The 14,049-nt window shown below is 71.2% G+C and carries 15 protein-coding genes; 5 read left to right on the forward strand and 10 right to left on the reverse strand.

The genetic code is table 11. The annotated features are described in order from the left end of the window. Positions 1 to 4: 4 nt before the first annotated feature. A complete protein-coding gene (locus tag BY998_RS09390; RefSeq protein WP_110351502.1) occupies positions 5 to 637 on the reverse strand; it encodes a Pr6Pr family membrane protein in 633 nt (210 codons plus the stop codon). A 104-nt stretch (positions 638 to 741) separates the two neighbouring features. On the opposite strand from BY998_RS09390, the gene BY998_RS09395 reads away from it, so the two are divergent. Together BY998_RS09395 and BY998_RS09400 are read left to right on the forward strand one after the other, a co-directional pair. Next, complete coding sequence (locus BY998_RS09395; RefSeq protein ID WP_110351367.1) at positions 742 to 1,533, forward strand: hypothetical protein; 792 nt, start codon at positions 742 to 744, stop codon at positions 1,531 to 1,533. Positions 1,534 to 1,729: 196 nt separating this feature from the next. Beyond that, positions 1,730 to 2,029, forward strand: coding sequence for a hypothetical protein (locus tag BY998_RS09400; protein WP_110351368.1), 300 nt, complete (start codon positions 1,730 to 1,732; stop codon positions 2,027 to 2,029). 12 nt (positions 2,030 to 2,041) lie between these two features. Here BY998_RS09400 and BY998_RS09405 read toward each other — a convergent pair whose 3' ends face one another. From BY998_RS09405 to BY998_RS09420, 4 genes are all read right to left on the reverse strand, one after another. After that, positions 2,042 to 3,439: a UdgX family uracil-DNA binding protein gene (locus BY998_RS09405; RefSeq protein WP_245421545.1), complete on the reverse strand. Its 1,398-nt coding sequence runs from the start codon at positions 3,437 to 3,439 to the stop codon at positions 2,042 to 2,044. 176 nt (positions 3,440 to 3,615) lie between these two features. Beyond that, on the reverse strand, positions 3,616 to 4,827 hold the full coding sequence (locus BY998_RS09410; protein WP_110351504.1) for a putative DNA modification/repair radical SAM protein: 1,212 nt from the start codon (positions 4,825 to 4,827) through the stop codon (positions 3,616 to 3,618). 232 nt (positions 4,828 to 5,059) lie between these two features. Further along, positions 5,060 to 5,491 (reverse strand): OsmC family protein, encoded by a 432-nt coding sequence (locus tag BY998_RS09415; protein ID WP_110351369.1) that lies wholly within the window; start codon positions 5,489 to 5,491, stop codon positions 5,060 to 5,062. Between the two features lie 87 nt (positions 5,492 to 5,578). Continuing rightward, the gene (locus tag BY998_RS09420) at positions 5,579 to 6,064 is read right to left on the reverse strand and encodes a RecX family transcriptional regulator (RefSeq protein ID WP_110351505.1); all 486 of its coding nucleotides are present in this window, start codon (positions 6,062 to 6,064) and stop codon (positions 5,579 to 5,581) included. A 212-nt stretch (positions 6,065 to 6,276) separates the two neighbouring features. Between BY998_RS09420 and BY998_RS09425 the strand changes: the two genes are divergently transcribed. Beyond that, a complete protein-coding gene (locus BY998_RS09425) occupies positions 6,277 to 7,686 on the forward strand; it encodes a TAXI family TRAP transporter solute-binding subunit (protein WP_110351506.1) in 1,410 nt (469 codons plus the stop codon). Position 7,687: 1 nt separating this feature from the next. On the opposite strand, the gene gorA is transcribed toward BY998_RS09425, so the two are convergent. From gorA to BY998_RS09450, 5 genes are all read right to left on the reverse strand, one after another. Continuing rightward, positions 7,688 to 9,088: a glutathione-disulfide reductase gene (gene gorA / locus BY998_RS09430; RefSeq protein ID WP_110351370.1), complete on the reverse strand. Its 1,401-nt coding sequence runs from the start codon at positions 9,086 to 9,088 to the stop codon at positions 7,688 to 7,690. Next, entirely contained in the window at positions 9,085 to 10,308 is a 1,224-nt protein-coding gene (locus BY998_RS09435; RefSeq protein ID WP_181425470.1) for an O-antigen ligase family protein, read from the reverse strand. The genes gorA and BY998_RS09435 overlap by 4 nt, the downstream gene beginning before the upstream one ends. Next, positions 10,305 to 10,904 (reverse strand): DUF2059 domain-containing protein, encoded by a 600-nt coding sequence (locus BY998_RS09440; protein WP_110351371.1) that lies wholly within the window; start codon positions 10,902 to 10,904, stop codon positions 10,305 to 10,307. The genes BY998_RS09435 and BY998_RS09440 overlap by 4 nt, the downstream gene beginning before the upstream one ends. Positions 10,905 to 10,945: 41 nt before the next feature. Beyond that, positions 10,946 to 11,656 (reverse strand): ribose-5-phosphate isomerase RpiA, encoded by a 711-nt coding sequence (gene rpiA / locus BY998_RS09445; RefSeq protein ID WP_110351372.1) that lies wholly within the window; start codon positions 11,654 to 11,656, stop codon positions 10,946 to 10,948. A 156-nt stretch (positions 11,657 to 11,812) separates the two neighbouring features. Further along, entirely contained in the window at positions 11,813 to 12,319 is a 507-nt protein-coding gene (locus BY998_RS09450) for a hypothetical protein (RefSeq protein WP_110351373.1), read from the reverse strand. A gap of 216 nt (positions 12,320 to 12,535) precedes the next feature. On the opposite strand from BY998_RS09450, the gene gph reads away from it, so the two are divergent. Continuing rightward, positions 12,536 to 13,264 (forward strand): phosphoglycolate phosphatase, encoded by a 729-nt coding sequence (gene gph / locus BY998_RS09455; RefSeq protein WP_110351508.1) that lies wholly within the window; start codon positions 12,536 to 12,538, stop codon positions 13,262 to 13,264. A gap of 103 nt (positions 13,265 to 13,367) precedes the next feature. Then, positions 13,368 to 14,033, forward strand: coding sequence for a hypothetical protein (locus tag BY998_RS09460; protein ID WP_110351374.1), 666 nt, complete (start codon positions 13,368 to 13,370; stop codon positions 14,031 to 14,033). Positions 14,034 to 14,049: the final 16 nt, after the last annotated feature.

A 14,049-nucleotide genomic window follows, 5' to 3' on the forward strand; every position in this document is an offset into this window, starting at 1 on the left:
CCCGCTACGAGCGGGCCGCGCGGCGGCGGGCTCCGACGGCCAGCAGGCGGTCGAGGGCCACCATCGCCCAGCCGACCGCGAGGAAGGCCACCGCAATCGGGCCGGCATAGGCCGCGACCGGTCCCCAGCCGATCCTGCCCACGTCGAGGAACGGGTAGGGATAGCGCGCGTCGTAGGCGCCCCGGATCAGGGTGTAGCCGAGATAGGCGAGCGGGTAGGCGGCGAAGAGCAGCGGGTCGCGCGGCGAGAGGCGGCCCTTCGGCACCAGGGCGAGCCAGAACAGCGGTACCAGCACCGGCAGGGCCTGATGCAGGAGGATGTCGCCGACGAGGTCGCCGCCGCGCAGTTCCCGCACCCGGTAGAGGAGCAGCCGCTGGACGAGGCCGACCAGCAGCGTCGCCAGGGCCGCTCCGGCGACGAGCCGGGGGCGGGCCAGCGCCGGCAGGCCCAGCGCGATCCCGCCGAACAGGATTGCGACGGCGATCCCGGTCAGATTCGTGAAGTAGGCGACCATGATCCAGGCCGCGAGCGGTGCCGAACCGGTGCGGCCGAACACGGCGGTGAAGCCGGCACCGACGCCGATGGCGGCGCAGAGCGCGATCAGGGCGGCGGCGAGGCGGACGAATCGAGCGTTCATCGCGAAGGGGCAGATTTCGGCAGCGGAGCGCTTCGTTTGGCGCGAAATCGCGACCATGGCGTGACGCGCCTTGACAGGCGTCGGCCCGTGCCGGAGGCCGGGCCGTGCTGCTCGACCTCCTTCATCTTCTGACCACGCCCGCACCGCGCGCCCAGCGCCGGCTCGGCTACCTGCGCGACAGCATCTGGCTGCTGTCGCGGGCACGCCGCTGCCGAGCCGCCTGGGCGCCGCATCTCGAAGCGAGCCGGGCGACCATGCGCGCGGCCATCGCGGCGACGGCAGTGCGCGACACCGCCGTGGTTCTGGGCTCTGGCAATCTCGACGATGTGCCCCTCGATTGTCTCGCGAAAGCCTTCCGGCGGGTGGTGCTGGTCGATGCCGTACATCTGCGGCCCGCCCTGCGCCGGATGCGGATCTACGCCAATGTCGAGCCGCTGACGGCGGATCTGAGCGGCGCGATGGCCCTGCTGACGGGACGGGCGGCCGACCTCGACCCGCGGCTTCCACCCATCTGCGCCGCACCCGAGACCGGCCTCGTGATCTCGGCCAACCTCCTCTCGCAGTTGCCGATCCGGCCGGTCGCACGCCTCGAGGCGTCGCGGCGACCCATCGGTCGGTGGACGCGAGAGGACGGCGACGCCTTCGGCCGGCGGATCGTGGAGGGGCATCTGGCGGCGCTCGCCGGGCTCTCGGCCCGGATCTGCCTCGTGACCGACCTCGACGAGACCGAGGAGGACCGGCAAGGCCGGGTGCATGCGCAGCACGACCTGCTCTACGGCGTCCGGCTGCGAACGCCCGAGCGGACCTGGACCTGGGAACTCGCGCCCTTCGGCGAAACCGCCCGCCAGCGCCGCCTGATCCACTGCGTCGCCGGGTTTTCGCACTGGCGGCCGTGAGGCGGTCGCCGTTTCAGGCGAGGCCTTCGGGGAAGCAAGTCTCAGCGGAAAATAAGGAAAAGAATGCAAGAGCCAGGCTGTCCGACAGGACGGGAAGTTTTATCTGACGTCATCACGCCGATCATCACCGTATTACGGGATGATTGTGAATGACGTTCAGTAAAAGCAGAAAACAAATCCGGGAGATTTTTGCACGATGCGCCGCCACTTCGCCCCGCTTCTCGTCGCACTCCTGCTGCCGGGGGCCGCGCAGGCCCTGTCGATGACGGATACGCTGGAGGCGTGGCGGCAGAGTTCGGCCATGGACCGGCTGCAGCTGGCGAGCCGCTTCGGCAAGTCCTTCGTCTTGGTCAACGAGAGCTTCACCGCGGGCTACTTCGTCAAATGCATCGATGAGGTGGCGGGCTACCCGAACGCGCAGAAGGCCAAGATCGAGGATGCGGTCCGCGAATGCGTCGCCTCGCAGCTGCGCGCGAGCGGGCAATCGGCGGAATAGGATCTCGCCGCCTCACGCCGCCAGGGCGTTCGCCCGCCGCAGATCCTCGACGAAGGCTTGGTAGGCCATCGCCTTGGCCTCCTCGTCGGGAAGGCGCAGCAGGTAGGAGGGGTGGACCGTGATGAAGCCCTCGAAGCCCTTGTGAAAATCGGCCGGGCCGCGGGCGCGTGTGATCGGGATCTGCTTGCCCGTGAGCGCCAGAACCGCGGTCGCGCCGAGGGCCACCACGAGCTTCGGGCCGACGAAATCGAGTTCCCGGTCGAGCCACCAGCGGTAATGGCTCACCTCGCCCGCCGTCGGCTTCTCGTGGATGCGGCGCTTGCCGCGAAGCGTGAACTTGAAATGCTTGACCGCATTCGTGAGGTAGGCCTCGCGCCGGTCGATGCCCGCCTCTTCCAGCGCCCGGGAGAGCAACTGTCCCGCCGGACCGACGAAGGGGCGGCCCTGCCGGTCCTCCTGATCGCCCGGCTGCTCGCCGACGAAGGCGATGCGCGCGCCGACCGGCCCCTCGCCGAGCACCGCCTGGGTCGCCCCCGGCACCAGCGGCTCGGAGCGGGCGATGACCGCGTTCAGGGCTTCGAGCGAATCCGGCTCGTCCTGGGCCATCTTCGCCACGGCGCGGACGGGATCGCGCTTCACCGGCATGGTCGGCTCCTTCTCGATCATCGCCTGCGCGCGGGCGCTCGCGGCCCGCACCAGGGCGGGAATCGCCGCCGTCTCGGGCATGTTCCGCCAGTACTTGCGGGGCATCTCGGCGCGCATGGCGTCGAGGTTGAGCCGGGCCGGATTGAAGGTGCTCTCGTAATAGTCGCGCCAGCCCGCCTCGAAGCCGTCGCCCTCGGGCACGTCCTCGCGCCGGCCCGGCGGGCCGAAGGTGAGCGCGCCGTTCCAATGCACCGACCCCTCCGGCGTGAGGATCGACCAGGTCAGCCCGCGGAAGCGATCCACGAAGAACGGCGCGGCCGCCCCCAGGATGTGATGGTCGGGCTCGAACCATGCCACGAAGCGCTCTGGCCCCTTGCCGGGCATCCGGCGGAAGCGCAGGAAGGCGTGCATCTTGTGCAGGTCGCGACCGATCGCCTTGCGCATCCGGTGGAGGCGGTGGACGAGCGGGTCGCTGGCGACCTCCATCAGCGCGCGCTCGCCCTGCACGACGCGCCAGATGAGGGCGTAGAGCAGGCCGTAGCGCTCGGGATCGCGGTGGGGCACCACCATCGTGATCATCTCGGTCACCGCGCGGGGCAGCGCCAGCGGCGGGGCTTCCGCGAGAGCCGTATCGGTCCCGAACAGGCTCGGGGCTTCCGTCTGCCAGACGACGGTTTCCGGAGGCGCGTTCGCGGCGATGAGACGGCGGGCCGCCGCGCGGAAGCCGGCGAGGTCCGCGCCGGGAGCGAGGCTGACGACGTGGATGCCACCACCGCCGAAATCCCCTCCCCCCTCGGCGGGAGAGGGTGGCCCCTGCGTCAGCAGGGGTCGGGAGCGGGGAGCGCCGGTTCCGGAGAGTGCGGAGCCGGCCCCTCTCCCGCCCGCTGGGCGGGCACCCTCCCCCGCGGAGGGGGGAGGGCCGAGGTGCGCGAGCGCCTTCATCAGAACAGACTCAACTGTTCCGCCGGCTCGGCGAGCTTCGCCCGCAGGTCGAGCCGGTCGGTCAGGGTAGTCGGCCGGAAATCCTCGGCGATCAGGAAGGGGCGCGCACGCTTGAGCCCGGAGGTCAGCCGGGCCACGTCGTCGAGGCGTAGGCGGCCGTGGCGGCGCGCCTTGACGATCGCATCGACCGCCCGCGCGCCCAACCCCGGCACCCGCAGCAGCATCTCCCGCTCGGCCCGGTTCACATCGACCGGGAAGCGGTGGCGGTTCTTCAGGGCCCAGGCGAGCTTGGGGTCGATGTCGAGGGAGAACATCCCGTCCTCGGCGGCCCCGGCCACGTCGTCGGGCGAGAACTCGTAGTACCGGATCAGCCAGTCGGCCTGATAAAGCCGATGCTCCCGGCGCAGGGGCGGCGCCTGCGGCGGCAGATTGGCGGAGGCGTCGGGGATCGGGCTGAAGGCGGAGTAGTAGACCCGCTTGAGGCCGTAGCTGCCGTAGAGCAGTGCAGACTTTCGGATCAGGGCCTCGTCGGTGGTGGCGTCCGCGCCCACGATCACCTGCGTCGATTGCCCCGCGGGCGAGAAGCGGCGGCGCTCCTCCTTGGCCTGGACGATGCGCTCGCCGATCTGGCCCATCGCGCTCTCGATGGCCGCGCCGTCCTTTTCCGGCGCGAGGCGGTTCAAACTCGCCTCGGTCGGCAGCTCGATGTTGATGGAGAGCCGGTCGGCGTAGAGACCCGCCTCCTCGATCAGCCAGGGGCTCGCCTCGGGAATCGACTTGAGATGGATGTAGCCGCGAAAGCCGTGCTCGCGCCGGAGCTTCTTAGCCACGCGGGTCAGCATCTCCATCGTGTAATCGGGCGAGCGGATGATGCCCGAGGAGAGGAACAATCCCTCGATGTAGTTGCGCTTGTAGAACTCGATTGTGAGCGTCACGACCTCTTCGACGGAGAAGCGCGCTCGGGCCACGTTCGAGGAGCGCCGGTTCACGCAATAGGCACAGTCGAACAGGCAGTAGTTGGTCAGCAGAATCTTCAGCAGCGAGACGCAGCGCCCGTCCGGCGTGTAGGCGTGGCAGATCCCCGCCCCCGTGGTCGAGCCGAGCCCGTCCGCCCCGGCCTTGCGCTTGGGCGCACCGGAGGACGCGCAGGAGGCGTCGTATTTGGCGGCATCCGCGAGGATGCGCAGCTTGCGCGCGAGCTTCTCGTCCATCGAACGGAAGATGAACACACCCGCGCCGGGATCAATGCGGCGCGTTGGCTTGCGCACCGGAAAGCGATGGTCCGGATGGCGGCTCCCCGCCCTTGCGAGGTGGAGCCTAAGCAATCCAGGGCGCCGTCTTCCCTGGACAGGGCGCGCCATCCGAATTGCTTCGCTTGCACGCGCAACGACGGCGGAGAATGGCTTGGAAGCCGGTCCTCCGCCGAAAACAAGGCGACCGGCCTCAGCCCTGGGCGAGCGTCTTGTCCAGGGTGATCTCGGCGTTGAGCACCTTTGAGATCGGGCAACCCTTCTCGGCGTTGCCGGCCAGCTCGTCGAACTTGGCCTGGTCGATCCCCGGGATCACGGCCTTCAGGGTGAGGGCCGACTTGGTCACCTTGAAGCCGTCGCCGTCCTGAACCAGCGTGACGACCGCCTTGGTGTCGAGGGAGGTCGCCTTGAGGCCGGCGGACTGGAGCTGGAAGGCCAGCGCCATGGTGAAACAGCTGGCATGGGCCGCCGCGATCAACTCTTCCGGGTTGGTGCCCGGCTCGTTCTCGAAGCGGGTGTTGAAGCCGTAGGGGTTGTTCGAGAGCACGCCCGACTGGGTCGTGATCTGGCCCTTGCCGGTCTTGCCGTCGCCTTCCCAGTGGGCGCTCGCGTGGCGGTCGGTCATGCCTGTCGTCCTCGTCCATCGTCGGCGGAGGATGCTCCGCGTCGGGCGCGAGTTGGGGCGACGGGCGAGCAAGTCGAGGGCTCGCCCTCAACTTTCGTCGGAGGATGTCTCGTCCGCGTCCGCCTCGCTCTCGATCACATTTTTGGCAAGGGCGTAGGAGAAGCCCGCCCGCGCCATGGCGGCGAGATCGCGCTCGCGGTGGAGGGGGCGAGCCTCGGTAAGGCGGTAGGGGCCCAGCCGACGGCGGCGGGCATAGGCCCAGGCCGCCTTCCGCTCGGTCTCGGCCGCGCCGTCCTCGGTCCCGGTCGCTTCCTCTTCCTCGTCGGCGAGCGCCGCCGCGATCGTGCCGGCATCGATCCCCTTGGCGGCGAGCCGCGCCTGGGCCTGCCGGGTCGAGGTGCCGCGCCGCCTCAGGCCGCGCAGGCGGGCGGCGGCGAAGCGGGCATCGTCGACGAGGCCGGCGCGCTGGGTGCGGGCGACCGTCTCCTCGATCAGCCCGGCATGCTCGGCCGGATCCTCCTCGCGCGAGCGGCAGCGGCGCTGGACGCGGCGGGCGAGCACCCGGCGCAGCATCTCGGACGAGGCGCCGTAGCGGTCGAGATAATGCACCGCCACCCGCTCCAGCCATGCGGCGGTGACGGGCGGTTCGGGCCTTGCTTCACGGGTGGGTGAACCGTTGCGCACAATCATCCGTTCTTCACGATCCGGACAGGTTTTCAATTCATGAATCTTGGATGGAGCACACGCGATTTCGAGGTCTTCGTCGCCGTTTGGCGACCGTCCTCATGAGGCGCGAATGGCTGTACGTGCTGATGGCCCTCGGCTTCGCGGCCGTGGCCGGACTCGTCGTCGCCCTGTCGCGCCCCTCTCTGCTGACCGTGGCGGTGGGTCCGCGCGACGGCGTGGAAGCGGCCCTGATCGAGACCTATGCCCGGGCATTGAACCGCAATCACGAGGATGTGCGGCTTCAGGTCGTGCCGTTTGACGACGTGCGCGACAGCGCCGCCGCGCTCGAACAGGGACGCGCGGATCTGGCCGTGGTGCGGCCCGATGTGAAGCTGCCGGATAACGGCCTGACGCTCGCCATCCTCCACGACGAGGCGCTGATCGTCGCGACCCCCGAGAGCACGGAGATCGAGAGCTTCTCCGATCTCTCGACCCGGCGCCTCGGCATCGTGGCGCGACACGACGCCGACCTGCCGGTGCTGACGAGCCTGCTCGACTTCTACGACTTTAAGGCGGCCTCCGAAGCGGAGGCGCTCGGCAGCGGCGCCCTCGCGGCCGGCCGCATCGGCCTCGTGCCGCTCAAGGCCAACGAGATCACCGCGGCGCTGGAGGGCAAGCGGGTCGATGCGGTGGCGATCATCGCCTCGCCCACCGCCAAGCCGGCTCAGGTGATGCTGCGGGCGGTCGAGGCCGCCTCGCCGGAGCGGAAGGTGACCCTCGTCAGCGTGCCGGACGGCAAGGCGATCGTGCAGCGCGTGCCGACGCTGCAGCCGGTCACGCTCGCGGCCGGCACCTTCGGCGGGCGGCCGAAGCGCCCGGAGGAGGATGTCGAGACGGTGGGCGTCTCCTACCGGCTGATGGCCCGGGGCGCGGTGAGCCGGGTCGCCGTGGCCTCGGTGGTGCAGCACCTGTTCGAGTGGCGCTCGCGGCTCGCCGCCGCCGCACCCGTGGCGCATCAGATGAAGCCGCCGGACTACGACACCACCGTCACCGCCACGAGCGCGCAGCTGCCCAACCATCCCGGCGCGGTGGACTATTTCGAGCGCGAGCAGCAGACCTTCCTCGACCGCTACGAGGACTGGATCTACCTGTTTGCCTTCTTCGGCGGCACGCTCGGCTCCGGCGTGGCCTGGCTCGGCCAGCGGCTCGCCCGCAAGCGGCGCGAGCGCATCGACGTCATCCTCGACCGCCTGCTCGACATCCTGGCGGAGGCCCGCGAGGCACCCTCGGCCGCCGCCCTCGACGCGCTCACCCGCGAGACCGACGGGCTGATCGCAGACGTGGTGCGCCACGCGCGCGAGCGCAGCATCGATTCGCGCATGATCAGCGCGCTGATCCTCGCCATCGACGCGGTGAGCGGCGCGCTCGACGACGGCCGACGGGCCTTCGAGCCGGGCGCCGACCCGGGCGCGGGCGGCCGGACCCGCACGGCGCGGCTGCTGTCGCTGAGCCTGCCCGCGGCGGAGTAGGCTAGCCCACTCCGACCGGATGCTTCACCACGTGCGGCGTGCGCAGGGTGACCAGCTCCTCGCCGAGCGTCGGATGCACGGCGATGGTGCGGTCGAAATCGGCCTTGGTGGCGCCCATGGTCACGGCGATGCCGACCGCCTGGATGATCTCGCCCGCATCCGCCCCGAGCACGTGGACGCCGACCACCCGATCGCTGCCGCGGTCCACCAGAAGCTTCATGATGACCCGCTCGTCGCGACCCGAGAGCGTGGCCTTCATCGGGCGGAAGCTCGCCTTGTAGACGTCGATGGCCTCGTAGCAACGCCGGGCCACGTCCTCGTTGTGGCCGATCACGCCGATCTCCGGCGTCGAGAACACGGCGGTCGCGATCAGGCGATGATCGACGCACCAGCGCTTGCTGCCGAACACCGTGTCGGCGAAGGCGTGGCCCTCGCGGATCGCGATGGGGGTGAGCGCCGCCCGGCCGTTCACGTCGCCGACCGCGTAGATCGAAGGCACCTTGGTGCGGGAATCCGCCTCGACGGGAATCGCCCCCCGGGCGTCGAGCTCGATGCCGACCCGCTCCAGTCCGAGACCGGCGACGTTGGGGCGCCGGCCGGTCGCCACCAGCACGCAATCGACGACGAGGCTCTCGCCGTCGTTCAGGGTTGCACGGATGGCGCTGCCCTCGCGCTCCAGGCGCTCGACGGTACGCTCCAGGCGCAGGTCCATGCGCTTGGCATAGGCCTCGCCCAAAGCCTCGGCGATCTCGGCGTCGAAGCCGCGCAGGAGGCTCCTTCCGCGGTGGAGCAGTGTCGTCTTCGAGCCGAGGCCGGCGAAGACGCCCGCGAATTCCACGGCGATGTAGCCGCCGCCGACCACGAGGATGCGCTCGGGCTGGCGCTCCAGCTCGAACACGCCGTTCGAATCGATGGCGAGTTCCGCACCGGGGATCAGCGGCTCGCGCACCGGCGTCGCGCCGGTGGCGATCAGGATGTACCGAGCCCGGACCGTGCGGTCGGCCTTCACGAGGCGAACCGTGTGCGGGTCCTCGATCACCGCGCGGTCGGCCACGACCTCGACGCCGGCTCCCGCGAGGTTGCGCCCGTAGATGCCCTCGAGCCGCGTCACCTCGGCGTCGCGGGCGCACTTCAGAGCCGCCCAGTCGAAGCGCGGGGGCTCCACGTGCCAGCCGAAGCCTTCAGCGTCCTCGAACTCGTCACGAAAGCGGCCGGCATAGACCATCAGCTTTTTCGGCACGCAGCCGCGGATCACGCAGGTGCCGCCGACCCGGTACTCCTCGGCGAGCATCACCCGAGCGCCGTGGCCGGCGGCGATGCGCGCCGCCCGTACCCCGCCCGAGCCGCCGCCGATCACGAACAGGTCGACGTCGAAGGGCTCGCTCATCGGTGTCTCGCTCATGTCTTGTCGCCGTGCGTCGGCGCGCGCGCGAAGGAGCCCGCCCGCAGCCATGTGATGGCGGCTCCGCAGCCCGCCGTCCACCATCCCTGCCACGCCCCGTGCTCGACGAACATCACCGCCACCGCCGCCCCGCCGAGCCCGAGGGACGCGGCGAACAGGAGCCGCGGCAGGGCCGCCGCGGCCCGCAGGGCGAGGAAGGCGACGAGGGCCGCCAGCACCGCGCCGACGAGGCCGAGTTCGGCCCAGATCTGGAGGAAGCTGTTGTGCGGGTGGCCGACGGCGAGCATCGCCCGCATCTCCGGTTCCAGCACCCGCGCCGCCGGCACCTCGGCGAAACGTGCCGAGACGCCGTAGCCGGAACCGATCCAGGGAGCCTGGGCCACCGCCCCCCCGAAGCTCTGGGCGATGGCGACGCGGGCCCGCGACGAACTCTGCGTCAGCCGGGCATGGGCCGCCTCCGGCATGAACCGGTCGAGCACGTCGCCCTCGACCGGTGCCAGGGCGAAGGCGAGGCCGAGGACGAGGGCCATCAGCCCCACGGCGGCCCGCCGGGGCAGCAGGCGCGCCGCGCCGAAGGCGACGACACCCGCGAGAAGCCCGAGAGTCGCGGCGCCGCTGATCGAGCGCAGGATCGCGAAGGCTGCGACCGCGAGAAGGGCGAGGGCCGCGAGCCGGTGCCCCCGCAATGCCAGGAGGGCGGCGAGCGGGCCGGCCAGCAGCAGCACGGTCAGCAGCGGGCGGTTGAACATGAACAGCGCCGCGCGCTGCCCGAGCCAGAGCTGCGGCGCGAGGCCGAGGGCGAGGCTCGTCGCCATGAAGAGGCAGGCAATTGCGAGCAGGATCGCGGCGAGCGGCAGAGCCCAGGGCGGGAGCCGCGACGGCGCGAGCCGGGCGAGGACGGCGGCGGCAACGAGCGTCGGCAGGAACTCGCCCAGAACGCGCGCGCCCAGGGCCGGGTACGGGCTCCAGGCGAGCGAGAGGGCAGACCATCCGAGGAAGGCCAGGGCCGCGAGGCCGAGCGGCGCGCGCAGGGGAGCGAGCAATTCGCTCAGGAGACGCTCGCGATGCCCGGCCAAGGCCCCGCCCAGGAACAGCAGGGCCGCGATGCCGACGAGGAGCGGGCTCGAGCGGTTGGCCAGCGCCATCGCCGGCGCCACCAGGGCGAGGGCGACGGCGCCGGCGGCGTTGAGGCGCGCCGCGGCGGCGCGGCCGGCGATCACTGGAGCTGGTGGCCGCGCTTGCCCATCTCGGCGCGGGTGCGGACCATGACGTATTCCGAGACCTCCTGGGTCCAGTCCTGCATCGCGCCGACCATCTCGTCGAGCATCTGCGGCTGGGTCTCGACGTAGCGCTTGCCCGCGGGCGAACGGAAGAAGGCGACGATGTCCTTCAACTCGGCCTCGGTCAGGCGCTTGGCGTAGATCCGCGCGGCGGTGTCGATGAGCCGCTGCTTCTGCAGGGCCATCTCCGGGTCGAGGCTCTTGAGCACCTCGTCCAGGTCCTTGGCGAGGTCGGGGCGCGTCACCGCGTTCTTGCGGATCTGCTCGGCCATGGTCGGGATGATCGAGTCGAAGGAGCGGGCGATGCCCGAACTCAGCATCACCTCCCGGGCGAGCGCGAGGTGGGAGGGGGTGACGTCCGGATCGGGCGACGCGGCGGGCGGCGGAGCCGTGCCGGGCTTGGCGGTGGGCTTGGCCGCGGCGGCCGGGGGCTTGGCGCCGGACGGCTGCTGGGCGGAGGCCATCGGCACGAGGACGGCCTGGGACAGCAATGCCGCGAGAACAGGGCCGCCCAGGGCGGCGAAACGGGGAAACATGCGGGAGAGGCTCCGGGGGATGAGGGGACCGGGAGGAAGATTCAAAGGTCGCCGAGGACGCTGACCACGGCCTCGGCGCCCGAGGCTTCGGCGAGGATGGCCGCGCTGGCGATGCCGAGGAACAGGCCGTGCTCGACCACGCCCGGCACCGCCCAGAGCCGGGCCGACAGCCCTTCCGGATCGGGGATGCGGCCGAGCCGCAGGTCGAGGATGGCGTGGCCGCCATCGGTGCGCAGCGCCTCGCCGGAGGCGTCGCGCCGCAGCACGACCTCGCCCGCGCAGCCCGCCCGCGCCACGGCCGCCTCGACGGCCAGCGTGGTGGCGCGCAGGCCGAACAGGTTCACCTCGACCGGCAGCGGGAAGGCGCCCAGCGTCTCGACCCGCTTGGCGGCGTCGGCGATCACCACCATGCGGCGGCTCGCCATGGCCACGATCTTCTCGCGCAGCAGCGCGGCACCGCCGCCCTTGATCAAGCGCAGGCTGCCGTCGACCTCGTCCGCCCCGTCGATGGTGAGGTCGAGTTCGGGCAGCTCGTCGAGCGTCGCGAGCCGGATGCCCTCGCGCTCGCAGGCGATGCGGGTCGCCTCGGAGGTCGGCACGCCGACCACGTCGAGCCCCGCGCGCACGCGTTCGCCCAGCAGGGCGATGAAGGCCGCCGCTGTGCTGCCCGTGCCGATGCCGAGACGCATTCCCGGCTCGACCAGGGTGAGCGCGCGTGAGGCCGCCGCCCGTCTCAGATCCGGCCCACTCACGAAACGACCTCACGAATCGGGTTCATCGGCTGCATCGCACCGTCGGATCTGGCTCGATGGGGGTGGGCAGGCCCTAGCACGGCTCCCCGCCGCGGCAAAAGCCGGCGGCGTGACGCCGCGACCGCGTCGTCGCCGCCCTTCGCGCCGGCCTCCGTCTCAGGGGCGGGTGCCCTGCGGCGGCGTGGCGCTCGGTCCGGCGCGGCCCGGCGCCGGTCCGGTGGCGGCGGCCCCCGCCCCGCTGGCGGTGCCGGCCGGAGGCGGCCCGGCCTGCTCGGTGCAGACCACCAGTTCCTGGCGGATCTGCACGTAGCAGGCGCTGGTCTCGCCGGTGCGGTAATTGACCCGGTAGATCCCCGATTCGCGGGCATGGCGCGAGGCGATCAGCCCGTACTCCCCGGCCGGCTGCGGCCCGGCGCCCTCCCCGGCGGCGAAGCAGAGGGTGACGCCGACGCTGTCGTCCCGAAGGCCGTACTGGCAGGAGGTGACTTCGCCTGTAGCGCGGTCGATCCGGTAGATCCGGTTCAGGTCGACCGCGGGCGCCGCCACGAATTCGTAGGAGCCGGCGGCACGGGCCGCCTGCGGCAGGCCGACCAATGCCGCGAGCGCCGCGCAGGCGGACAGACGCAGGAGGGAGGAAACCAGTAGGCGCGCGTTGAGGCTCATGGGGCGGCGTTTCGTCTCTTGCGGGGGAAGCAGGGCGCGAGGCGGTGTTCGAGCGACGATCAAGCACCCGCTCCGTGGCGGAGCTTGGGCGAGGAAGCAATCCGGGTAACAGGGCAACAGGTGGTGACCGACGCTAACCTGGAGTCAACCGCCGGGGTTGATCGTGGGGGAGACGAACGCTAGCCAGCTTGACAGTGGAACGCAGCCGGGATGCCGATGAACGCCCATAGCCCCCTTCCGCCCGGCGCTCCGTCCTCCGGCTCCATCGTTGTGTTCGATCTCGACGGGACGCTCGCCGAGACCGCGGGCGACCTGATCGGCACCCTCAACGTTATCCTCGCCCGCGAGGGCCACGCCGCCCTTCCGCTGGAGCAGGCCCGCGACCTCCTCGGCGCGGGCGCCCGCGCGCTGATCCAGCGCGGCTTCGCCGTGGCCGGCGCGAGCCTGACGCCGGAGCGGCTGGAGACGCTGTTCCAGGATTTCCTGGCCTATTACGGCGACCATCTCACCGACAATTCCACGCTCTTCCCCGGCGTGGTCGAGGCTCTCGACCGGCTGGAGTCGGAGGGCTTCCGCCTCGCGATCTGCACGAACAAGATGGAATCCCACGCGGTCGCCCTGCTCGACGCGCTCGGCATCGGCCACCGCTTCCGCACCATCGTCGGCAAGGACACCTTCGCCTTCTCGAAGCCCGACCCGCGCCACATCACCGCGACCGTCGAGCGCGCCGGGGGCGATCCGACCCAGGCCGTGATGGTGGGCGATTCGAAGGCCGACGTGGCCGCGGCCCAGGCGGCGGGCATTCCCGTGGTCGGCGTCACCTTCGGCTATACGCCCGTGCCGATGCGCGACCTCGCGCCCGATTGGGTGATCGAGCATTTCGACGAATTGCCCGGGGCGGTGGCCGCCCTCGTCCCGCTCGCGGCGGTGAAGCCCGCCGCCTGAGCACCAGCCAGGCTTGCACGAAGATCCGTGTCGCGCCACTGAGCGCGGCACGCGGGGGCCACGGCGGTCCCGGACCAAGCGGCGCGAGAGACAGACCGGCGACATGAGCGACACGGGGACCTTCGACCTCACGCTGGAGCGCATCGCGCTGATCCGGCGGATGGCGGTGGCGTGGAACGGCACCGAGGCCGGCGCGCCGATGATCCATCCGGACGCGCCCTACGGCAGCACCGACCGCGACGGCGACATCTTCAACGTCACCGGCGACGACGAGGGCGCGGACGAGGAGCACCGGGCCATGGGCGACGCGCTCGCGGTCTTCCTGCAGAACGCCGTGCTGAAGCCGGGCCGCTACCAGTACCACAACCCGCTGGCCAAGCTCGCTTCGGCGGATGTCTTCGACGTGTTCCGCGACGAGGACACGGGCGAGACGCCCGAGCACATCACCTTCGAGGTGACCGACGAGCACCTGCGGCTGCTGCCGCGTCTCAGCCTCGAATGGGACGACGAGGCCGACGTGCCGAGCGTCGATCCGAAGCGGCCCTACGGCGCCATGACCTGGTACACCGTCGAGATGGCCGTCCATCTCGGCGAGCCGCCCGAGAAGGATGCCGACGGCCGGGCGATCCTCTCGGACGAGCAGGAGAGCCGCCTGGAGCGGCTGCACCGGGAGATGCAGCCGGCGATGCAGATCTTCCTGCGCTACGGCGATCTCGGGCCGGGGCCGTTTCGCCGGCCCGAGGGCACGATCGGCTCACAGCCGGCCTGACGCCTGGGAGGAACAG

This window comes from Methylobacterium sp. B4 (genome assembly GCF_003201865.1).
In the GTDB taxonomy this organism is placed as follows: domain Bacteria; phylum Pseudomonadota; class Alphaproteobacteria; order Rhizobiales; family Beijerinckiaceae; genus Methylobacterium.

Coding starts and splice junctions, on each gene's coding strand:
- BY998_RS09390 (WP_110351502.1), bottom strand. CDS start 637: ATGAACGCTCGATTCGTCCGCCTCGCCGCCGCCCTGATCGCGCTCTGC.
- BY998_RS09400 (WP_110351368.1), top strand. CDS start 1,730: ATGCGCCGCCACTTCGCCCCGCTTCTCGTCGCACTCCTGCTGCCGGGG.
- BY998_RS09410 (WP_110351504.1), bottom strand. CDS start 4,827: ATGGACGAGAAGCTCGCGCGCAAGCTGCGCATCCTCGCGGATGCCGCC.
- BY998_RS09415 (WP_110351369.1), bottom strand. CDS start 5,491: ATGACCGACCGCCACGCGAGCGCCCACTGGGAAGGCGACGGCAAGACC.
- BY998_RS09420 (WP_110351505.1), bottom strand. CDS start 6,064: ATGCTGCGCCGGGTGCTCGCCCGCCGCGTCCAGCGCCGCTGCCGCTCG.
- BY998_RS09425 (WP_110351506.1), top strand. CDS start 6,277: ATGAGGCGCGAATGGCTGTACGTGCTGATGGCCCTCGGCTTCGCGGCC.
- gorA (WP_110351370.1), bottom strand. CDS start 9,088: ATGAGCGAGACACCGATGAGCGAGCCCTTCGACGTCGACCTGTTCGTG.
- BY998_RS09440 (WP_110351371.1), bottom strand. CDS start 10,904: ATGTTTCCCCGTTTCGCCGCCCTGGGCGGCCCTGTTCTCGCGGCATTG.
- BY998_RS09450 (WP_110351373.1), bottom strand. CDS start 12,319: ATGAGCCTCAACGCGCGCCTACTGGTTTCCTCCCTCCTGCGTCTGTCC.
- gph (WP_110351508.1), top strand. CDS start 12,536: ATGAACGCCCATAGCCCCCTTCCGCCCGGCGCTCCGTCCTCCGGCTCC.
- BY998_RS09460 (WP_110351374.1), top strand. CDS start 13,368: ATGAGCGACACGGGGACCTTCGACCTCACGCTGGAGCGCATCGCGCTG.